This is a genomic window from Pseudomonas sp. NFX98 (assembly GCF_047784845.1).
GTDB lineage: Bacteria > Pseudomonadota > Gammaproteobacteria > Pseudomonadales > Pseudomonadaceae > Aquipseudomonas.
In genome coordinates, this window is the sequence record NZ_JBLNNF010000017.1 from 119,367 (window position 1) to 139,089 (window position 19,723).

19 protein-coding genes are annotated in these 19,723 nt (G+C 60.4%); 12 read left to right on the forward strand and 7 right to left on the reverse strand.

Going from position 1 to position 19,723, the window contains the following annotated elements:
- Positions 1-20 precede the first annotated feature (20 nt).
- The 3 genes from speA to ACM110_RS22115 all read left to right on the forward strand — a co-directional run bounded on the left by speA (position 21) and on the right by ACM110_RS22115 (position 4,283).
- Complete coding sequence (gene speA, locus ACM110_RS22105) at positions 21-1,934, forward strand: arginine decarboxylase (RefSeq protein WP_416129440.1); 1,914 nt, start codon at positions 21-23, stop codon at positions 1,932-1,934.
- A 232-nt stretch (positions 1,935-2,166) separates the two neighbouring features.
- The gene (locus ACM110_RS22110; protein ID WP_416129441.1) at positions 2,167-3,489 is read left to right on the forward strand and encodes a type VI secretion system Vgr family protein; all 1,323 of its coding nucleotides are present in this window, start codon (positions 2,167-2,169) and stop codon (positions 3,487-3,489) included.
- On the forward strand, positions 3,486-4,283 hold the full coding sequence (locus tag ACM110_RS22115) for a DUF4123 domain-containing protein (protein WP_416129442.1): 798 nt from the start codon (positions 3,486-3,488) through the stop codon (positions 4,281-4,283). Before ACM110_RS22110 ends, ACM110_RS22115 begins: the two co-directional genes overlap by 4 nt.
- An 11-nt stretch (positions 4,284-4,294) precedes the next feature.
- On the opposite strand, the gene ACM110_RS22120 is transcribed toward ACM110_RS22115, so the two are convergent.
- On the reverse strand, positions 4,295-5,641 hold the full coding sequence (locus tag ACM110_RS22120) for an MATE family efflux transporter (RefSeq protein WP_416129443.1): 1,347 nt from the start codon (positions 5,639-5,641) through the stop codon (positions 4,295-4,297).
- A gap of 70 nt (positions 5,642-5,711) precedes the next feature.
- Positions 5,712-6,005: a hypothetical protein gene (locus ACM110_RS22125; protein ID WP_338584522.1), complete on the reverse strand. Its 294-nt coding sequence runs from the start codon at positions 6,003-6,005 to the stop codon at positions 5,712-5,714.
- Between the two features lie 165 nt (positions 6,006-6,170).
- Here ACM110_RS22125 and ACM110_RS22130 point away from each other — a divergent pair, with 165 nt between their 5' ends.
- The 5 genes from ACM110_RS22130 (at position 6,171) to ACM110_RS22150 (ending at position 10,617) form a co-directional block, all read left to right on the forward strand.
- Entirely contained in the window at positions 6,171-6,473 is a 303-nt protein-coding gene (locus tag ACM110_RS22130) for a MazG-like family protein (RefSeq protein WP_150704093.1), read from the forward strand.
- On the forward strand, positions 6,473-7,222 hold the full coding sequence (locus ACM110_RS22135; RefSeq protein ID WP_416129444.1) for a methyltransferase domain-containing protein: 750 nt from the start codon (positions 6,473-6,475) through the stop codon (positions 7,220-7,222). Before ACM110_RS22130 ends, ACM110_RS22135 begins: the two co-directional genes overlap by 1 nt.
- 12 nt (positions 7,223-7,234) lie before the next feature.
- Entirely contained in the window at positions 7,235-7,864 is a 630-nt protein-coding gene (locus ACM110_RS22140) for a DUF4136 domain-containing protein (protein WP_416129445.1), read from the forward strand.
- Between the two features lie 54 nt (positions 7,865-7,918).
- Positions 7,919-8,476, forward strand: a complete 558-nt coding sequence (locus ACM110_RS22145; RefSeq protein ID WP_416129446.1) for a DUF4136 domain-containing protein — start codon at positions 7,919-7,921, stop codon at positions 8,474-8,476.
- A gap of 218 nt (positions 8,477-8,694) precedes the next feature.
- Complete coding sequence (locus ACM110_RS22150; RefSeq protein WP_416129447.1) at positions 8,695-10,617, forward strand: pilus assembly protein TadG-related protein; 1,923 nt, start codon at positions 8,695-8,697, stop codon at positions 10,615-10,617.
- On the opposite strand, the gene ACM110_RS22155 is transcribed toward ACM110_RS22150, so the two are convergent.
- Complete coding sequence (locus ACM110_RS22155; RefSeq protein WP_416129448.1) at positions 10,602-13,355, reverse strand: ATP-binding protein; 2,754 nt, start codon at positions 13,353-13,355, stop codon at positions 10,602-10,604. The two genes, ACM110_RS22150 and ACM110_RS22155, sit on opposite strands and share 16 nt — an antisense overlap.
- On the reverse strand, positions 13,352-13,792 hold the full coding sequence (locus ACM110_RS22160) for a TadE/TadG family type IV pilus assembly protein (RefSeq protein WP_416129449.1): 441 nt from the start codon (positions 13,790-13,792) through the stop codon (positions 13,352-13,354). Before ACM110_RS22160 ends, ACM110_RS22155 begins: the two co-directional genes overlap by 4 nt.
- 75 nt (positions 13,793-13,867) lie before the next feature.
- Between ACM110_RS22160 and ACM110_RS22165 the strand changes: the two genes are divergently transcribed.
- The 4 genes from ACM110_RS22165 to ACM110_RS22180 all read left to right on the forward strand — a co-directional run bounded on the left by ACM110_RS22165 (position 13,868) and on the right by ACM110_RS22180 (position 17,718).
- Complete coding sequence (locus tag ACM110_RS22165) at positions 13,868-14,338, forward strand: prepilin peptidase (protein ID WP_416129450.1); 471 nt, start codon at positions 13,868-13,870, stop codon at positions 14,336-14,338.
- Between the two features lie 111 nt (positions 14,339-14,449).
- Positions 14,450-15,235, forward strand: coding sequence for a response regulator (locus ACM110_RS22170; RefSeq protein WP_416129451.1), 786 nt, complete (start codon positions 14,450-14,452; stop codon positions 15,233-15,235).
- Positions 15,236-16,472: 1,237 nt separating this feature from the next.
- Positions 16,473-16,832 (forward strand): DUF6124 family protein, encoded by a 360-nt coding sequence (locus ACM110_RS22175; RefSeq protein ID WP_416129452.1) that lies wholly within the window; start codon positions 16,473-16,475, stop codon positions 16,830-16,832.
- Between the two features lie 526 nt (positions 16,833-17,358).
- On the forward strand, positions 17,359-17,718 hold the full coding sequence (locus ACM110_RS22180; RefSeq protein ID WP_416129453.1) for a DUF6124 family protein: 360 nt from the start codon (positions 17,359-17,361) through the stop codon (positions 17,716-17,718).
- Between the two features lie 112 nt (positions 17,719-17,830).
- On the opposite strand, the gene ACM110_RS22185 is transcribed toward ACM110_RS22180, so the two are convergent.
- From ACM110_RS22185 to ACM110_RS22195, 3 genes are read right to left on the reverse strand one after another with little or no spacing between them, the layout of a single operon-like run.
- Positions 17,831-18,106, reverse strand: a complete 276-nt coding sequence (locus tag ACM110_RS22185; protein ID WP_416129454.1) for a DUF3613 domain-containing protein — start codon at positions 18,104-18,106, stop codon at positions 17,831-17,833.
- 11 nt (positions 18,107-18,117) lie between these two features.
- On the reverse strand, positions 18,118-18,831 hold the full coding sequence (locus ACM110_RS22190) for a tetratricopeptide repeat protein (RefSeq protein ID WP_416129455.1): 714 nt from the start codon (positions 18,829-18,831) through the stop codon (positions 18,118-18,120).
- A gap of 11 nt (positions 18,832-18,842) precedes the next feature.
- Positions 18,843-19,721: a type II secretion system F family protein gene (locus ACM110_RS22195; RefSeq protein ID WP_416129456.1), complete on the reverse strand. Its 879-nt coding sequence runs from the start codon at positions 19,719-19,721 to the stop codon at positions 18,843-18,845.
- Between the last annotated feature and the right edge of the window lie 2 nt (positions 19,722-19,723).

The following is a 19,723-nucleotide window of genomic DNA, read 5'->3' on the forward strand; positions in this document are numbered from 1 at the left end:
CTTCTTTATAGGGGACTTCGATGTCCGTACGACGCACACGCAAAGACGATGGCAGCCAATGGACAGTTGCGGACAGCCGCAGTGTTTACGGGATTCGCCATTGGGGGGCCGGGTATTTCGCGATCAATGACGCCGGTCGCGTCGAAGTTCGTCCGAACGGTCCGAGCAGTTCGCCTATCGACTTGTTCGAACAAGTCGACCAGCTGCGCAAAAGCGGCCTGTCGCTGCCGTTGCTGGTCCGTTTCCCGGACATTCTGCAAGACCGCGTGCGTCAGCTGACCGGTGCGTTCGACGCCAACATTGCGCGTCTGGAATACCAGAGCAAGTACACCGCGCTGTACCCGATCAAGGTGAACCAGCAGGAAGCGGTGATCGAGAACATCATCGCCACCCAGAACGTGTCCATCGGTCTGGAAGCCGGCTCCAAGCCAGAACTGCTGGCGGTGCTGGCGCTGGCGCCGAAGGGCGGCACCATCGTCTGCAACGGCTACAAGGACCGCGAGTTCATTCGCCTGGCCTTGATGGGCCAGAAGCTCGGCCACAATGTGTTCATCGTGATCGAGAAAGAATCCGAAGTCGGCCTGGTGATCGAAGAAGCGGCCTCGTTGAAGGTCAAGCCACAGGTGGGCCTGCGTGTGCGCCTGTCGTCCCTGGCCTCGTCCAAGTGGGCGGACACCGGTGGCGAGAAATCCAAGTTCGGTCTGTCGGCGGCGCAATTACTGTCGGTGGTCGAGCGTTTCCGCGCCGCTGGCCTGGATCAGGGCATTCGCCTGCTGCACTTCCACATGGGTTCGCAGATCGCCAACCTGGCCGACTACCAGCACGGCTTCAAGGAAGCGATCCGTTACTACGGCGAATTGCGCAACCTCGGCCTGCCGGTGGACCACATCGACGTCGGCGGCGGTTTGGGCGTGGACTACGACGGTACGCACTCGCGTAACGCCAGTTCCATCAACTACGACATGGACGATTACGCCGGTGTCGTGGTCGGGATGCTCAAGGAATTCTGCGACGCGCAGAGCCTGCCGCACCCGAACATCTTCTCCGAAAGCGGCCGCTCCCTGACCGCGCATCACGCCATGCTGGTGATCCAGGTGACCGACGTCGAGAAACACAACGACGACGTGCCGCAGATCGAGAACAAGGAAGCGCTGCCGGAAACCGTGCAGTGGCTGGTGGACCTGCTGGGTCCGACCGACATTGAAATGGTCACCGAAACCTACTGGCGTGCCACGCACTACATGAGCGATATCGCTGCCCAGTACGCCGACGGCAAGCTGACCCTGGCCGAAAAAGCCCTGGCCGAGCAATGCTATTTCGCCGTGTGCCGTCGCCTGCACAACTCGTTGAAGGCGCGTCAGCGTTCCCACCGTCAGGTGCTGGACGAACTCAACGACAAGCTGGCCGACAAGTACATCTGCAACTTCTCGGTATTCCAGAGCCTGCCGGACACCTGGGCCATCGATCAGGTACTGCCGATCATCCCGCTGCACCGTCTCGACGAAGAGCCGCTGCGACGTGCCGTGCTGCAGGATTTGACCTGCGACTCCGACGGTAAGATCAACCAGTACGTCGACGAGCAGAGCATTGAAACCAGCCTGCCGGTACACGCGTTGAACGAAGGTGAGGATTATCTGTTGGGCGTGTTCCTGGTGGGCGCCTACCAGGAAATTCTCGGCGACATGCACAACCTGTTCGGTGACACCGATTCGGTGAACATCTACCAGAATGCCGATGGCAGCGTGTACCACGCCGGTATCGAAACCCACGACACCATCGAAGACATGCTGCGCTACGTGCACTTGTCGCCCGAAGAACTGATGACCCATTACCGCGACAAGTGCGCCAATGCCCGCATCAGTACCGCCGAGCGCACTCAGTTCCTCGATGCCCTGCGTCTGGGCCTGACCCGTTCGTCTTACCTGTCTTCCTGAGGTAAGTCCCGCTCACATCAGGTTGTCTGAAAATGTACCGTGCGCTGCGGAAATTTCAGATGACCTGGTGCGGCGTTTCTCTTTTTCCACGCGAAACGACCTACGTCCTCGGCTATCCAAGCCATTTGGTCTTCTTTTCGCGTAGGTCATTTCCTAAGTTGTACTTCGCCTCTCTACTCGGCCATGTCTCTCGGCGAGAATCCCCGGCCGCCCCTCCTGTAGAGAATCGCCGATGTTCGATCCCGTCAACGAACCTGAATTTCGTCTGGTCGTAGCAGGTCTGTCCGACGCCTTCGAGGTCCTGGCCTTTACCGGTAGAGAAGCCATCAGCGAGCCGTTCGTGTTCGACGTGGATCTGCTGATCAACGACCCGGCACTCGACCTCGCCAGCTTGCTGTACCGCTCGGCCGTCTTGCATTTCGGGCCGGCGGGAAACAGCATCCATGGACAACTGCATGAACTGGTGCAGCGCGACCATGGTTCGACGCTCAGGCTTTGCCATGTGCGGCTGGGGCCGAAGCTTTCTTGCCTGGCCCAGCGATTCAGCCAACGTATCTTCAGCGCCCGTTCGGTGCCGCAAATCCTCGACCAGGTGCTCAGGGAACACGGAATTGTCGGCCAGGACCGGCGCTTCGAACTGGACGATGATTATCCGCTGCGGGATTTCTGCACGCAGTACCGCGAATCGGACCTGCAATTCCTGCAACGGCTGTGTGCCCAGGAGCGGATTCACTATCACTTTGAGTCCCCCGCACGCGGACACTGCGTGGTGTTCGCCGATGGGCAGACGCATTTTCCCGTGGGTGACGTGGCGGTCTTCAGGCGCGAGGGTGAACCATCGGCGGTGCGGCGCTTCGAGGTGCAGCGATGCGCCGACAGCGTGCAGCAAAGTGCTGAATGCCACACGGATCTGGCGACGTTGCGCAGTGGGCAATGGATGCCGCTGGTCGACCATCCGGTGAGGGAGTGGAATCAGCTGTGGCTGCTGACCCATATAGAACATCAGGGCAGCCAGGACCCGCTCAACCCTTACCGGAATCAAGTGCGCGCGATGCACTGGGCTGCACCGTTCGAGTCACCGCACTGCGCGCCGAAGCCAAGGATGCACAGCCTGCAACGGGGATGGGTGGTGAGTGTTGATGAGCCACAGCCGGATCCGTCGCGTCCGGTGGCCGTGCAGTTTGACTGGTCGTATCAGGGGGAGGGTGCGACGCCCGGCCACTGTTGGCTGCCGTTGGCGCCGCCGTTGCAAACGGCCAGTGGCGCGCCGTTGAACGAGGGTGTGGAGGTGGTGGTGAGTTTCATCGAAGGCGATCCGGATCAGCCATTGATCACCGGGGTGCTTCACCAGCCCAAGCAGGGTGAAAAGGCTGATGCGGCGGGGGGCGCCCCCGTCGATGAGCACCCGCCCGAAGGCGTGCAGGACTGGCTGCGATCGGGTGAGCCTTTGCTGTTGTTGTGTCTGATGCCTGGTGGCGGCAGCTTCAATCATTGCGCGCAGGCGCTTTGCACCTGCCGGACGGCAGTGCGACTTGGCCAGAGCGGTGCGGCATGAACGCCGTGCACACGCCCGATGCGCCCCCGCAATGGCTGTTGCTGGATGTACCGGGCACGCCGCAGGCGGGTGTGATGTTGAAAAGCAGGTTTGCCCAGGCCCGATGGTTCTGGCTGTTTGAAAATACCGAATGGCATGCGTTGGGTGAACAAGGCCCGGCGCTGATCGACCTGCGTAGCTGCCCGGAGTTGGCCCAGATATGCGAGCGCGATGCTCAGCACTGGCGTGGCTTGCTGTTGGTCAGCGAGGCCTCGACGTCGACGTTGCTGGCGCACTTGCGGCGCATGCTCACGGTCAGTTTCGGTCTGCACCATCGCGCCTTGCTGAGTTACTACAACCCGCACACCGCCAGCTATTTTTTCGACGCCTGCGATGCCGGGGAACTGACTCGCTGGTTGGGGCCGATCAGCCAGATGCGCTGGTTTGGTGGCACCTGGGCCGACCGGGCGATTGGCAGTCAGGGCTGGCAGCAGTTGCTCAATCCCGGGGTGGCCGTCAGCCCTTTGACCGTCGAAGAAAACCTAAGCCCCCGGCAACGGGAAAAACTGCAAACCTGCCTGCTGGAACAGCACGCCTGGCACTGGAGCCGATCTACCGCGACGGACTACGCGTGGATGTGGTCCCATTTGCAGGAAGGGCTGGCGCTGGGTTTCAGCGAGCGCCCGGTGCTGGATGACTGGTTATGGTTGCGCCTGCTGCATCCTTACGCAGCGCTTTTGTCGCCATTGACCGGACAAACCCAGCAGGAGCGGCTCGACAGCCTGCGCAACCGCTGGCAGAGCGATCAATCCTGAACGTCGGCCGGTCAGTGGGCGCGGGCGAACCAGCCGTCGTTGCGACGCAGGCGCCAGGCGATCACGCCGAGGGTCAGGCTGCGCAGCACCATGAACAGCAGGAAAGTTATCCACAGTCCATGGTTGCCCAAACCTTGCAACGCCCAGGCGAACGGCACCAGCAACACCACTGTCAGCAGCATGCCGTTGCGCATTTCACGGGCGCGGGTGGCGCCGATGAACAAGCCGTCGAGCAGGTAGCTCCAGACCGCAATCAACGGCAGCGCCGCGAGGTAGGGCAGGTAGATGAACGCGGTGTCGCGCACGCTGGTGATGTCGGTCTGCATCTCGATGAACAAGTGCCCGGCCAACAGAAATAGCGCAGCAAAGCCCAGGCTCGCCAGCAACGACCAGCCGCACGCCACCACCAGAGAGCGTCGCAGGGCATCGCGGTCACGGGCACCGATGGCATGCCCGCACAGGGCTTCCACGGCGTGGGCCAGACCATCGAGGGCGTGGGCAGTCAGCAGCAAGCCGTTGAGCAGCAGGGCGTTGGCGGCGACAGTGGCATCACCCAGACGCGCGCCTTGCACGGTGATCAGGAAAAACACCGATTGCAGGGCCAGGCTGCGCAGGAAGATGTCGCGGTTGACCGCCAGCAGCGGTCGCCAGCTGTGCCACAGCCGCAATGCGCTCCAGACGATATGGCCGGGGTAAGCGCGCAAGGCGTGGCGAGTCATCACCAGGCCGATCAGGGCGCCGGTCCACTCGGCGATCACCGAGGCACGGGCAGCACCGACCACGCCCCATTCCAGACCGAGGACAAACCACAGGTTCAGGGCGATGTTGACCAGATTGGTGGTTAGCAGAATCGCCAGTGGAGCACGGGCGTTTTGTGTGCCGAGGAACCAGCCGACCAGCGCATAACTGGCCAGTGCCGCTGGCAGGCCGAACAGCCGCGTGTGGAAAAACTCGCGGGTCATCTGGTCCAGTTCGGCTGACGGCTGCATGAAGTGCAGCGCGACCCCGCTCAACGGCACGCCCACGGCGCCGAGCACAATCGCCAGGCCCATGGCCAACAGCAGGCCCTGCAACAAAATCTGCCGCAACGCCGCGCCATCGCCACGCCCGGCGGCTTGAGCTGCGAAACCGGTGGTGCCCATGCGCAGAAAGCCCACGGCCCAGGCCAGAAAGGTGTACAGGCTGGCCCCGATCGCGACGGCACCGAGTTGATGGGCATGGGGCAGGTGACCGATGACGGTGCTGTCGACCAGCGCAACCAGCGGTACGGAAATGTTCGAGAGAATCATCGGCGCCGCCAGCGCCCAGACCCGACGATGGGTAGGACGGTCGCGCCAGTCGGCAATCAGGTTGGACATGCAGGCTCCTTGGGGGAGCGGGCATTGTAGCGACACATCGGCAATCTGCCGCGATCGAATGTGGGGGGTGTCAGTGCATGATCCAGCTGAGCAACCAAAGCCCCAGCATCAACCAGATGATCCCCATGATGAACGCCGCATTCATGAACGCGCGGATCGCCGACCACAAGAGCACCAGCCCCAGGATCAAGATAACGATGCTGATGATCGAGGTGTCCATGCCCAGGGCGCGGGATAAGCCTTCGACAAAGTTGCTGCTGGCACGGCTCACCAACTGGAAAAGGCCACTGAGGGCGTCAACGATGAAACGGATGACGGAGCCAAGTGCCTGACCGAGCCATTCGAAAAAACCTTCTACCTGCATGGAATGAGCGTCCTGATGAATGAGATGCACGGTTGGGCCATTGATCACCGTACCGAGTTCCCCACAAGCATAGAGGGTTGCGCTGTAACTGTGGGAGCCGGCCTCTCTTTGTCACTTGCCTTCACCCGCCATCCCCCCGAAGCTATACGCCTTCAGGAGAGCCCGATGAACCTTGTTGAACTGACCGAACGCCTGCACGCCATCCGTGACCGCAATGACTGGCGGCAATTTCACAGCCCGAAAAACCTGGCCATGGCCGCGAGTGTCGAAATGGCCGAGCTGGTGGAGATTTTCCAGTGGCTGACCGAAGACCAGTCACGGCAATTGCCGGCGGACAAACTGGCCCATGCCGGCCAGGAAATCGGTGACATCGTGCTTTATCTACTGTTGCTGTGCGGCGAGTTGGGGCTGGACATGAATGACGTGGTGCGCAGCAAACTGGCCGACAGCGAGCGGAGGTTCAGCTGATGAGCGACCGTCATTTCGATCAACTGGCGACCCGTTTCGCCGAAAAAATCTACGGCGGTGCCAAAGGCGCGATTCGCCTGGCGGTGTTGCAGGCCGACCTGGCCGAATCCTTGCCGGACCGACCGCTGCGCGTGCTGGATATCGGCGCCGGGCTTGGCCACATGTCGTTGTGGCTGGCCGAACGCGGGCATGACGTCACGTTGGCCGAGCCTGCCGAGCCGATGCTCGAAGGCGCCCGCCAGCGTTTCGCCGAGGCCGGGCAAACGGCTACGTTCATTCAGGCACCGTGGCAGGAACTGCTCGGTCAGCTCACCGAACCCTATGATCTGGTGATGTGTCACGCCGTGCTGGAATGGCTGGCCGAACCGCACGCGATCCTGCCGGTGTTGCATCAACTGACCAAGGCCGATGGCTGGCTGTCGCTGGCGTTCTACAACCGCGATGCGCTGATTTACCGCAACTTGCTCAAGGGCCACTTCCGCAAGATGCGCAAGAACGACATGGCCGGCGAGAAGCAGAGCCTCACCCCGCAACAACCGCTCGATCCACGGGAATTGGCGGCGCAACTTGACGGCTTGTGGCGGGTCGAAAGCCAGAGTGGAGTGCGGGTTTTTCACGACTACATGCCGGTGGAATTCCAGGCCCGCGCCGAACTGCTGGATTTGCTCGAAATGGAACTGGCGCACCGCCGTCACCCAAGCTTTGCCGGGCTTGGGCGTTATTTGCACTGGATCTGTCGGCCGATCTGATCGGAGCCCGAAATGAAAAGTCGTACAGGGTTGTTGCTGATCTGTCTGGGTTTGGCTGCCTGTCAGGGCAGCAACCCGTATGTGGCGTCCTCCAATCCCATTCCACCGGCGCCACCGCAGGCGGCCAACACCTTCGACCGCAGCGCCTACCCTGCGCCGCCCCGCGACTACGGACGCTACCGCAGCTGGGCCTGGCTCAACGGGCAAATGCCGCCGGGCACCGCATGGGCGGACTCGGCGCAGGTTGCCGAAGCGGTCAGCAGTGCGCTCGATCAACGCGGCTTGCGTCCGCTGCATGACAATCGTCCGGCCGACCTGTTCGTCAGCGCCGATCTGCGGATGGAAACCCGTTTACGCCAGGTCCGCGATGATTACTACGACGGTGGCTACTACGGTGGTTACGGCGGTTACGGCGGTTACAACCGCTATGGCAGTGGCTACGGTGGCTACGCCACTGTGCCGATCATTCGCACCTATCAGGAACAGGTCGTGGTGGTGCGTGTGGATCTGTTCGACGCGCAAAGCGGTCAACCGGTGTGGAGTTCCAGCGCCGAAACCAGCAACCGGGGCACCCAAAGTCAGCAAGCGGATGCCATACGGGAGGCTGTAGAAAAGGCAATGTCGGCGTATCCTCCCAGTTAGCTTCTGTAGATAAGAAGCATTTCGCAGGTTCATGTCTTCAATCGGAGAATCATCATGTTCCGCCGTTTCGCTTTACTGGCAGTGGTCGCGCTGCTCAGTGCCTGCGCCGCCAACCAGGTCAATCATGACTTCGATGCCAGCCGCGACTTCGCCGCCTATCGCAGCTGGAGCTGGAAAGAACCGGTCCTGCAATACCGCCCCGATGACCCACGCATCAAGAGCGACCTGACCGAGCAGCGCGTCCGTCAGTCGGTAGCCGATCAACTCGATCAGCGTGGCCTGCGTCCGGCCGCAGCGGGTGCCAAGGGTGATTTGAATGTGCAGACCTACCTGATAGTCGAAGAGCGCCAGCAACAGGTGACCACCAACTATGGCGGCGGTTGGGGCAACCCGTGGTACGGCTACTGGGGCGCGCCGATGTACAACGAAACCCGTCTGGTTAACTACAAAGTGGCGACCATCCAGATCGACCTGCTCGACGGCAAGGACGGCAAACTGGTGTGGCGCGGCAGCGACGAGCAGATACTCAGCCGCACACCGAACCCTACCGATCGCAGCAATGCGATACGCGAAACGGTGACCCGGATATTGGCGAACTATCCACCCAAGTAAACACCACATATTCCCTGTAGGAGTGAGCCTGCTCGCGATAGCGATGTATCAGTCAGCATTTGCGTCGACTGTCACGCTGCTATCGCGAGCAGGCTCACTCCTACAGTTGTTTTCCGGTGGCAGAAATGGCGAGTTGCCAGCAGTCTCGCCATCCCTTGTCTACACTGCGTTAACCAATGGAGGTAGCGCTCGGCAGTGCGCCGGCAAAGGAGTGCGCGATGTCGCCTCGCATGCAGTTACGCGGCCCGGCCCGGCAACGGGGGGCGATCGGTTTGATGGCGGCCGGCACCTTGTTGGCGGCCCTGGGGTTTACGCTGCTGGTGATCGATTCCGGCAGGCTCTATCTGGAACAACGCAAGCTGCAGCGGGTGGCGGACACCGCGGCACTTGAAGCCGTGACCCGCGATGGCAACTGCAAGTCCGGCCAGAGTGCAACCACCTACGCCACGCAAAGCGCGACGCGCAACGGGTTTACCGTCAACGCGGACAATACGCTGGTGGTCAATTGCGGCACCTTGCAGACCGGCGCGGATAATTTTCGAGCGTTTGCTCCCGACTCCACGAAAACCGCTGCCGTGCAAGTCACCGTCAGCCGTCCCGTCACCACCAGCGTGGCAGCGGGCATAGGTGCATTGCTGTCCGGCGGGCCGGTTAGTCTCACTACCCTGCTCAGTGCCACCGCCGTCGCCGCCGAGCCCAAACAGACGCTGGCGCAACTGAGTATCCGAAGCACTTTGCTGGGAGTCGATAGCGCCCGATCAAACCTGTTGAACCCACTGTTTTCGACGCTGCTGGGGGGCAATGTCAACCTGACCGTCGGCGGCTGGGACGGCTTGGTCAAGACCGATATCAACCTGCTGAAATTCATGGATCAACTCGCCATCGAACTGGGCGTTACGGCCGGCAACTACACCGCGCTGCTGAACACGCAAGGCAGTGTCACCAAGTTCATCAAGGCTGCGGCCACTGTAGCGGGTCAGAGCGGCGCCACGGTGGAAGTCAAAACCGCGTTGGCCAATCTGCAACTATCGGCCTCCGCCGCGTCGCCCATCAAGCTGGGTGATCTGCTGCAATTGCAAACCGGCGCGCAAGCGCAAGGGCTGGACGCCACGGTGCAGCTGTTCCAACTGATCCAGGGGTTTGTCCAACTCGCGAACAAGAACAGCGCGGTGAACGCCGTGTTGCCGGTGAATTTGTTGGGATTGGCAGGCGTGACGACCCGCATAAAAGTCATTCAGCCGCCGCAGTTTTCGGCAGTCGGTGACCCGGCGTTGGCGAAAGTCGCGCCGCTGGGGGTGAACAGGATTTATGTGAGTACGGCGCAGATTCGTGTTTTGGTGGCGGTTGATCTGTCGCTGATAGACCCCGTTCTGCAACTGGTCAACTCGCTGTTGTCCACGGCGGTGGGTTCGGTCAATACATTGCTGGGGATTGGTTGCATACTCGGCAACTGCACACAGACCGATCTGAAAATACTGCCCAATGGGCTGAGCCTCGACGTCGGCATCGAAGCAGGCAAGGGCAGCAGTTACGTGACCGATTACTCCTGTGCCACCCCAACCAGCAAGAGTCTCACTGCCACCACCAACATTGCGGCGGTACAAGTCAAAGTCGGCCAGATAGACGATGCCGTCTGGCTCTCGTCCTCACCTTCTCCAAGCCTGTCGCCATTGCCGCTAGTAGATATCGGTTCGAAAACCTGCCACTTGTTCAGCTGTGGCGCGCGTACCCCCTTCGGTGGTGGCGGCAGCGAAATCATGATCGACAGCCCGATTGCCGGCAAAACCGAACCCAATTACACCTTCGTCAATCCCCATGAGATCAACGTGTCACCGGTTCCAAGCCACCCGGTTACCGTGACCGGGGTGGTCGGCGGCCTGAAGAGCACACTGGGCGGGGTCACGTTGATTCAACATACGCCGACCATCGGCAGCTTGTTGGGATCGCTGCTCAGTATGCTGTTGTCGACGCTTTCCCAGGTCGTTTCGTTGTTGATCACCGCCATCAGCGGCCTGCTCGCACCGCTGGTCGACCCAATCGTGGACAATCTGCTGATGAACCTCGGCATCGACATCAACAAAGTCGACGTCGGTTTCAACCTGACCTGCGGTGAGAAAGGCAAAGCCTATCTGGTGATCTGATCCGCCGGCACAACCGGCAATTCAATGCAGAACCGCGCGCCTTCGGTGGAGTTCCTGACGCTGAGTTTGCCGCCCATGTTCTCGACAATGCCGTAGCTCACCGACAGCCCGAGACCCGTGCCGACGCCCACCGGTTTGGTGGTGAAAAACGGTTCGAAAATCCGCTCCAGCAAACGGTGATCAATGCCGCCGCCGTTGTCCTCGACCCACAGCCGCACCGACTGCTCATGGCGCTCGGCGTACACGGCGATCCACGGTTTGAATTCTGGATGGCCTTCACGCTTGCCGAGTAATGCGTCCCGTGCGTTGACCATCAGATTGATCAATACTTGCTCAAGCTGATCGACATGGCCGCGCACCAACACCTCAAAACCCGTCTCACTGATGCGCAAATCCACGCCTTTGCCGCGCATGCCTTCGGCCAGCAGCGACAGCGTGCCTTCGATGGCCTGGACCGGGTTGAACGGGTGCTCTTCGATTTCCGAGCGACGGCCGAACACGCGCATGTGATCGACCACGCGTGCGGCGCGCTGCACCTGCGCATCGATGCGGTTGAGTTTGTCGGTCAGGTAATCAATCTGCGCATCGCCGTTGCTCAGGCGCTTGAGCACATTGACGATGGCCATGCGCATCACGTTCAGCGGCTGGTTGATTTCATGGGCCAGGCCTGTGGCCATTTCGCCGAGGGTGGCCATTTTCGCGCTTTGCGTGAGTTGCTGTTGCGAGCGACGCACTTCGGTGTTGTCGCGACCCACGGCTTGAATTTCCAGCAACTGGCCTTGCGGGTCGAACACGCCGCGATCCGACCAGACCCACCACGCATGTTCGCGGCCGGGCAGTTGCAGGTTGATCTCGGCGGTACTCACCGGAAACTCGGGGCTCAGCTGACTCAGGCGTTGGGTGAATGCCTCACGCTGTTCCTGGGACATCCAGTTGCCCAGGTTCACCCCCGGCAATTGTTCCGGCGTGCACTCCAGATACGTCGCCAGCGGCTTGTTGCCGAAGGTCAGGGTCAGGTCCGGGCGATAGCGGCAGATCATCGCTGGCGAGTCTTCCACCAGAATCCGGTAACGTTCCTCGCTCTGCTTGACCCGCTCGGTCGCCAGGGTCGCTTCGGTGACGTCCAGCCACAGGCCAACGGCTTCCACCGGCAGGCCAAGGTCATCGCGCAGCAGCTTGGCTTCATCGAGCAACCAGTGGTAATCGCCACGACTGTCGCGCAGCCGATAGCGGCTGCTCACCGAGCCTTCGCGCAGCAGTTGGCGAGTGCGTTCGAAATAGCGGTCGCGGTCCTCGGGGTGAACCCGTTCGACCAACGCGGCGCCGGTGCATTCGGCGAGAGTCCAGCCGAGCAACGGCCCCAGGCTGTCGCTGAAGAAGGTCGGTTGCAATGCACCTTCGACATAGCGCTGCACGTAAATGACCGCGGGCGAACGGGCGATCAGATTGTCCAGCCGCGCATGGGCCGCGGCGGTGTTTTGTTCCTGGTTCTTGATGTCGCTGATGTCGAGCATGAAACCGACCAGACGGCGGTTCTTGCCGACGCCCAGGGCTTGGCCTTGCAGGCGATACCAGGCGGGCGTCGAGGTGTTATCGAGGGGACGCAGGCGCACGCACAGCAATAGCGGCGTGCTTTCATCCTGCAAGGTTTGCAGGCGACTGCGCAGCTCTTCGCGGTCGGCTGGGTGCACCTGATCAAGCCAGTCCTGCACGGGCAAACGCAGGATCCCGAGGTTCAGCGTGCTGGCCAGTGAGGGGGCCAATTGCACCTCGGCGCTGTCGCTGAACACTTCCCACCAGCCTGTGCCAAGCAAGGCTTGCAGCGACTCAAGGCGTTCCAGTTGCAGGTGATGCCGGTGTTCGCGCAAGCGCTCCAGCACGGGCGCGGCGAGCGCGGCAGCGAATTGCAGCCAGTCAATCATCCCGACGTCGGGCGCTCGTTGCTGCACCGACCAGCAACCACACAACAACCAGGCCGCCACCCCTTGGGCATCGTGATAGGGCACGACGAAACCCTCGGTATTGCCGAAGGTGCCTTGCAGGCGCGGATGCTCCATCAGATTGAGGTGCTGGGGCGCGGAGCCGTTGAGGCTGTCGAGGCCGGTGCCCAGGCGCTGCCCCGTTTGCCAAAGCTGCGGCGCGTCGAAACCTTCGTAGTGCTGGTGAATCTGCCAACCCTGTTCCTGCTCATCGAGCAATGCCAAGGCGATGCACGGGATCTGGAAACGCTGGGCCAGGCTTTGCAGTTGTTCGCTCAGCACCTCGGGTAAACGCGTCAGGCTGCACACGCGCAAATGCTCGCCGATCTGCGCTGCCAGCAACTGACATTGATCACGCAGGCGCGATTGCCGGCGTTCGAGCAGCAGGTCGCCAATATCCAACAGCTGCAATAACCAGACATCGGCCAACGGCTGGACCCAGCCACGCAGATGCAGGGGCTGGCCACTGAGGCCGTAAAAGTCCAGGTCCAGTTGCTGCCCTTGCCAGTCAGCCGGTGAACCCTCGACCACGAGACTGCAATGGGGCAACAGGAAGTCGAGCAGATGCGGCGCCTGCGCAGTGGGTACCTGTTGCGCGAGCAGATGCCGCAACGGCCCCGTCAAATGCAGCACCTGGCCTTCGGCATCCAGATGCATCTGCAAACCGACACTCAGCACGCTCAGCGGCTTCAGGGATTGCGCAGGCGGTGAAGGGTGACGGTTGAGCAGACGCCCGAAGAGTTTGTCCCCGGCACTCAAAATTGAAGGCTCGAACTGGCGGTGAGCGTGGCGGGCAAATTCGGCACCGGGCCGATACCCGGCAGGTTCAGAAACGGAATGACCGCACTCAATTTGTTGGTGGGATAGTTAATGCTGACCTTCAACACACCGGCTGTAAAAGTGGTGGTCGTGTCGGTATCTACATTGAATTGCAGCGCGGTAGGGATCCATGCCAGTTGCCGCTTCAACTCATCATTGACCACCGTTTTCAACGCGGTTTCGTAACTCGGTGTGTTCGGGTCCAGCGCCACGCTACGGCGCACGGCTTCGGCGGTGGACTGGTTGAAAGATTGCATCAGCAACAGCGGCAGGCTGTACGTGACGATTGCATAGAACACTGCGAAAAAGATGACGAACACCAAGGCAAATTCAATTGCGGCGGCGCCTTTTTGCTTGCGGGGGAGGTTGGTTTTCATGAGTGCGTCTACCCTGACCATCACTGCGTAATGTCAGCATAGAATCATTCAGCCAAAAGGGATGTTTTTTACCGAATGCAAAGCTTTGTCCTACTGATCTGGCTGGCGCTGTGCGCCGCGCAGGATGCCCGGGAGCGCCATATCGCCAATGCCCTGACGTTGGGCGGCGGGGCATTGGCCCTGGCCTGGTTGCTGTGGAGCGGCACCACCTGGCTAGGCGCACCTGCCGAACAAGGCGGCTGGGCGGCGCTGCTGGCACTGGCCTTCACCTTGCCCGGTTATGCGATGCGAAGGCTGGGTGCGGGCGATGTAAAACTGATGACCGCGCTGGGCCTCGCGACCGACGGTCGGCATGTGCTGGGCGTGTTTATCGGCGCCGGATTGGCCAGCGTGTTTTGGTGGCTGCTGGCGCCAAGAGTCTGGCTGCTTATCGGTCAAGGGTTTAGAAGTCATATCCGTTACCTGGAGCCAGGAATGTCAAAGAAACAACCCTTTGCGCCCTTCTTGCTGGTGGGTTTTTTGCTGACGTTGGCCTGGCTCCGCTAGTCGTTCGTTTTGTACAGAGTGGCCAAGAGCGACTACTTTCATACAAGAGTTGTACAGCCTTAAGCGGTGGATACAGGAACGGTCAGCCTTTGACCTTGCAGGGAGTTGCACGTGAACAAGCGTACCTCGGCAGTAAAAATCCTTGTGGTCGATGATCAGCCCTCGATCGTTGAAGAACTCTGCGAATATCTTGAGAACAATGGTTACCGTTGTGTGCCTTGCGAGTCCGGCCATCAAGCCATCGAACGATTCAATGACGACACCGACATCGGGCTGGTGCTCTGTGATTTGCACATGCCTGGCCTGGACGGGATTCAATTGGTTCAGGAGCTTCAGCGGTTGTCCGGCAAGCATCGCGCGTTTGAAGCGATCATGTTGACCGGGCAGGCGGACAAGCAGGATGTGATCAAGGCCCTGCGTGCCGGGATTGCCGATTACTACCAGAAGCCGATTGACCTGCACGAGTTGCTCGAAGGTTTGCAGCGTCAGGAGGTGGCGTTGCATGAGCGGCAGAAGACGCTGCAGTTGGGGCATTTGAATCAGAAGCTGCAATACCTGTCCGAGTCGATCGATGATTTGTACCAGGACCTGGACAAGGTTCGGCGTACGCCGTATTCGTCGGCTTCGACGGATGACGGTGATGTCAGCGATGTGGATCGGGTGGAGATGCCGGCGATTTTCAATCAGTTGTCACCTCGGCAGCTGGATGTGGCGCGGTTGGTGGGCAAGGGGCAGACCAATTATCAGATTGCCTGTGAGTTGGGGATTACCGAGAACACGGTGAAGTTGTATGTGTCGCAGGTTTTGCGGTTGACGCATATGCATAATCGGACGCAGTTGGCGTTAGCTTTGTCGCCTAGTAATTCGGGGATGCGGCAGAGGGTTACGGCGCATTGAGTTTTTTGGGGTCGGAGTACATATCCGTTGCTGCGGTAACGGAGGCTTAGGGTTTCGCCCTTACGGCGACTCACTTTTTTACAAGCGCCGGAATGCCGGCCCAGCTAAAAAGTAAGCAAAAAACGCTCGCCCCTTACGTACGGCCCCTCGCTAGAGCTCGGGGTTCCTTCGCTCCGGCATTCATCCGGGGGCATCGCCTCCGGTCTGCTTCGCGACGACCTCCTCTCGATGTGTGCGGCTTCGCCGCACGGCGCTGCGCGCCACTCCCCGGATGAACACCTCCACTCAGCCTGCCGATGGGGCGGGTGGATCAAGATCAAAAGCGGCAGGCGAGCTAACGCTCGGCCTGTTGAGTGGTGAGAAGCAACTCGGTGGTGTGTGCTGATCTGCTTTTGCTTTTGCTTCTCTGTAGGAGCAAGGCTTGCCCGCGATGGCGGCCTGTCAGCCGACCAATTTCTTTCGAATGCACACAATCCAATTGCAGGAGTGAGCCTGCTCGCGATGACGGCCTGTCAGGCGACATCGATGTTGAATCCACCGCCCTCATCGCGGGCAAGCCCCGCTCCCACAATAATCTCGGTTGTTCGCAAATCTGGGGTACACCCACCAACCCTGTGGGAGCTGGCTTGCCAGCGATGGCGGCCTGTCAGCCGACCAATTTCTTGCGAATGCACCCAATCCAACTGTAGGAGTGAGCCTGCTCGCGATGACGGAGTGTCAGGCGACATCGATGTTGAATCTGCCGGCCTCATCGCGAGCAAGCTCGCTCCCACAATAATCTCGGTTGTTCGCAAATCCTGGGTACGCCCACTAACCCTGTGGGAGCTGGCTTGCCAGCGATGGCGGCCTGTCAGCCGACCAATTTCTTGCTACTGCACCCAATCCAACTGTGGGAGCCAGCCTGCTGGCGATGGCGGCGGAACAGTCGACGATGTTTAACGGTGGATAAAAACACCGGAACCTTCCCACACGTTTTTCAGGTTGTCCGTCGGACGTGCGATCTCTAGCCTTTGTTCGTCACTGCAAATTCAGTGATCGGGTTTGGTCGCCCGGGTTTAGAATGGCGCACAGTGCCGCGCGAGCGGCATTTTGGTGTTTGCTCAATGGCGAACTGTGCGTGGGAGGGCCTAGGCCCTGCCGGGTTTCCATTCCCTGGTCGACCAACCTGCGTTCAGTTCGCCACCCTTCTGCTTGGTCGCAGTGGTGGCGAACTCCAATCTTCGAATGGAGCTTCACCATGATCAAACCAACCCCAAATCCCCCCGAAACCAACCCCGCTTCCCCCTACGAATCTACCCACTCAAAAAAGCTTCACGAAGCCGCCGATCGTGCGCTGGATTACCATCTCAATCCCGACAAAGACTCGGCACCCCCGCGCCAGCCCAGCTCGATGTTCGTCATCGTTCCCGACATCAACACCGAAACCCTGTTGGCCCACGCATGCGAATCGTTGGCGTCAGCCAGCATCATGGCCAGTGACCTCGCGGGGTTTCTGGACAGTCCGCATCGCAATGCATTGCTGGGTATTGCGCAGATCATCATGCTCGGTGAGCTGGCCGTGAATCGGGCGCTGGATAACCTCGATCCGCAGGACTAGCGCAATTAACAGGCCGCGTCGTCGTTCATCGGGAGCAAGCTTGCTCCCACAATAATTCGGATGCTCGCAAATCCTGGGTACACCCACTAACCCTGTGGGAGCTGGCTTGCCAGCGATGGCGACCTGTCAGTCCACCAATTTCTTGCGAATGCACCCAATCCAACTGTGGGAGCCAGCCTGCTGGCGATGGCGGCGGAACAGTCGACGATGTTTAACGGTGAATAAAAACACCGGAACCTTCCCACACGTTTTTCAGGTTGTCCGTCGGACGTGCGATCTCTAGCCTTTGTCTGTCGCTGAAAACTCAGCGTCCGGGCGTCGCGGCTCGATTCTTGAGGCATAATCGCTCCACCTGACAACAGCACGATAGGTGTCTGTCGTTTTGTGTCATGGCGACTGTGCGTGGGATACCTTCGGGTATGCCGAAATGCCTCTGGGATCGGTCCGCGAACCCGCGTACAGCTGCCACCCAAAATTGCGTCGCGGCAATTTGGACGTGGCTCCATTTCATCCCAGAGGTGTAGCAATGATCAAACCAACCCCAAATCCCCCCGAAACCGACCCCGCTTCCCCCTACGTATCTACCCACTCAAAAAAGCTCCACGAAGCCGCCGACCGTGCGCTGGATTACCATCTCAATCCCGACAAAAACTCGGCATCCCCGCGCCAGCCCAGCTCGATGTTCGTCATCGTTCCTGACATCAACACCGAAACCCTGTTGGCCCACGCATGCGAATCGTTGGCGTCGGCCAGCATCATGGCCAGTGACCTCGCGGGGTTTCTGGACAGTCCGCATCGCAATGCATTGCTGGGTATTGCGCAAATCATCATGCTCGGTGAGCTGGCAGTGAATCGGGCGCTGGATAACCTCGATCCGCAGGAATAACGCCAATACCTGTAGGAGCTGCCGCAGGTTCGGGCCGCGTTCGGACGATCTTTTGATCTTTAAAATCAAAGTCAAAAGATCGCAGCCTGCGGCAGCTCCTACAAAAAAGCGACTATTCCCCCGCCCCACTGTCCACTTTCCCCCCCTCATACTGATCAAAAAACGCCGGTATCTCATGCTGAAAGCTCTTCAGCCAGCGCTGCATCGCCAGTTCACGTTCGGTGGCGCTGGCGGTTTGTGGCTTGTCGGAGGCGAAGGTATTGCGCGATTGCAGTTGCAGCCAGCCTTCGGTTTCCTGCTGTTGCGGTGAGGCCGGGCCGGCGTCGATGGCGTGGCTGGCGAGGGGCAGGGCCAGCAGGCCGAGGCAGCAGAGGGTGGTCGGTTTCATGTGGGTTCTCCCTACTGAAGCGCCGGGTTGGTGACGGCGGCGACCTGGGCGGCAATGGTGGCGCCGGATTTGGCCGGGGCCTTGAGTTTTTCGGCGCGGGCCTGGGCTTCGGTGACTTGGGCCGGGCTCAGGCCGAGGCGGCTGACCAGTTCGGCGGCGCGGTTCCAGTCGTCCTGGTAGATCAATAAAGTCACCAGATTCACTGCAGCCAGTTGATCGCTTTGCTTGAGTTCGATGGCGGTGAGGAATTCGAATTTGGCGTCTTCGACCCGCAATTGATTGAGGTACACCACGCCCAGGTCGTTGCGGATTTTTTCATCGGTGGGCGCCAGTCGTGCGGCCCGTTGCAGGTGGGCTTGTGCCTGACCGTGATCGCCCGAGGCGGCGGCAAGTTGGCCCAGACCGTGTTCGGCTTCGGCGGCCATGCAGCCACCGAGCAAGCTGCGGTACAACGGCTCGGCTTCGCTGCGGTCCAGCAGTCGATAAACCTTGGCCTTGCGCAGGCGTACGTCGGCGAGGTTGTCCGTCAGGCTTTGCAGGTTGGCCAGGCTGGCGTGGAGTTTGCCGTCCTTGGCCATGTCGTCGGCGAGGTTCAGCGACAGCTGTTGTTCGGAACTCAATTTGCCGCAACTGGCGGAGTCGGTCAGGGCGCTCCAGGGTGTCTGGCCGTTGCTCGCGCAACCGCCCAGCATCAGCAGACTCAAACCGGCAATCAGTGCTTTCATCAGGTTCCCTCTCAGGAAGCAAAGGCCCGGGCCAGGGCGGTGAAGCCCGGGCCGGCCAGTACGATCAACAACGCCGGGAAGAGAAACAGCATCATCACGACGGACATTTTTGCGGACATCTTGGAGATGTATTCCTGCAGGCGCGTCAGGCGCCGGTCATCGAGCAACAGCTTGAGCGCCAGCAGGGATTTCATTGCACCGCCGCCCTGATGGATCAGCTGTTGCAGGATCACGCAGGTGTCGGTGAATTCATCCACCGCCAGCAGGCGAGTGGCTTTGTGCAGTTCTTCGCCCAGTTCCAGGCCGGAGTCGACACGGGCCAGTACCAGGCGCAATTCATGGGTCAGGATCGGCAGCAGTTGTTTGCCGTCGTTGCTCAATACGCGCAGCGATTGCTCCACCGCCATGCCTGATTCAAACAGGATGCGCAGCAGCGGAATGAAGGTGGAGATTTCGATCGCCAGTTTTTTCTGCCGATGATGCGCGGCCGCCGCCAACAGGCGTTTGGGCAACAGATAACCGATGCCGAGAGCGAATGCCGGGGCGATCCACTGATTGACCACGTTGGGGAAAAACAGACCCTGGATCAGCAGGCACAAGATCAGCGCCAGCACGGGTGCGCCAACCTGGAACGCCGCGAACATGGCGCGCTTGCGTGCGGTGCGCCAGCCGAGGGCGTTGAGCAGCGTCTGGGTTTCGTTGTCGAGCTTGACCGATTGCTGACCGACCCGGCTGGCGCCCAGTGCATGCAGCCACTGGCTGAAACGATTGTCGCTCGGGGTTTTGCCGTCCAGGCGCTGCACCACCTGACGGGCACGTCGGCGCAGCTCCAGCACGACACTCAACAGCAGCAACGAGGCCGTTATGAACAGCAGCGAGCTCAGCAACATGG

Coding starts and splice junctions, on each gene's coding strand:
- speA (WP_416129440.1), top strand. CDS start 21: ATGTCCGTACGACGCACACGCAAAGACGATGGCAGCCAATGGACAGTT.
- ACM110_RS22110 (WP_416129441.1), top strand. CDS start 2,167: ATGTTCGATCCCGTCAACGAACCTGAATTTCGTCTGGTCGTAGCAGGT.
- ACM110_RS22115 (WP_416129442.1), top strand. CDS start 3,486: ATGAACGCCGTGCACACGCCCGATGCGCCCCCGCAATGGCTGTTGCTG.
- ACM110_RS22120 (WP_416129443.1), bottom strand. CDS start 5,641: ATGTCCAACCTGATTGCCGACTGGCGCGACCGTCCTACCCATCGTCGG.
- ACM110_RS22125 (WP_338584522.1), bottom strand. CDS start 6,005: ATGCAGGTAGAAGGTTTTTTCGAATGGCTCGGTCAGGCACTTGGCTCC.
- ACM110_RS22130 (WP_150704093.1), top strand. CDS start 6,171: ATGAACCTTGTTGAACTGACCGAACGCCTGCACGCCATCCGTGACCGC.
- ACM110_RS22135 (WP_416129444.1), top strand. CDS start 6,473: ATGAGCGACCGTCATTTCGATCAACTGGCGACCCGTTTCGCCGAAAAA.
- ACM110_RS22140 (WP_416129445.1), top strand. CDS start 7,235: ATGAAAAGTCGTACAGGGTTGTTGCTGATCTGTCTGGGTTTGGCTGCC.
- ACM110_RS22145 (WP_416129446.1), top strand. CDS start 7,919: ATGTTCCGCCGTTTCGCTTTACTGGCAGTGGTCGCGCTGCTCAGTGCC.
- ACM110_RS22150 (WP_416129447.1), top strand. CDS start 8,695: ATGTCGCCTCGCATGCAGTTACGCGGCCCGGCCCGGCAACGGGGGGCG.
- ACM110_RS22160 (WP_416129449.1), bottom strand. CDS start 13,792: ATGAAAACCAACCTCCCCCGCAAGCAAAAAGGCGCCGCCGCAATTGAA.
- ACM110_RS22165 (WP_416129450.1), top strand. CDS start 13,868: ATGCAAAGCTTTGTCCTACTGATCTGGCTGGCGCTGTGCGCCGCGCAG.
- ACM110_RS22175 (WP_416129452.1), top strand. CDS start 16,473: ATGATCAAACCAACCCCAAATCCCCCCGAAACCAACCCCGCTTCCCCC.
- ACM110_RS22180 (WP_416129453.1), top strand. CDS start 17,359: ATGATCAAACCAACCCCAAATCCCCCCGAAACCGACCCCGCTTCCCCC.
- ACM110_RS22185 (WP_416129454.1), bottom strand. CDS start 18,106: ATGAAACCGACCACCCTCTGCTGCCTCGGCCTGCTGGCCCTGCCCCTC.
- ACM110_RS22190 (WP_416129455.1), bottom strand. CDS start 18,831: ATGAAAGCACTGATTGCCGGTTTGAGTCTGCTGATGCTGGGCGGTTGC.
- ACM110_RS22195 (WP_416129456.1), bottom strand. CDS start 19,721: ATGTTGCTGAGCTCGCTGCTGTTCATAACGGCCTCGTTGCTGCTGTTG.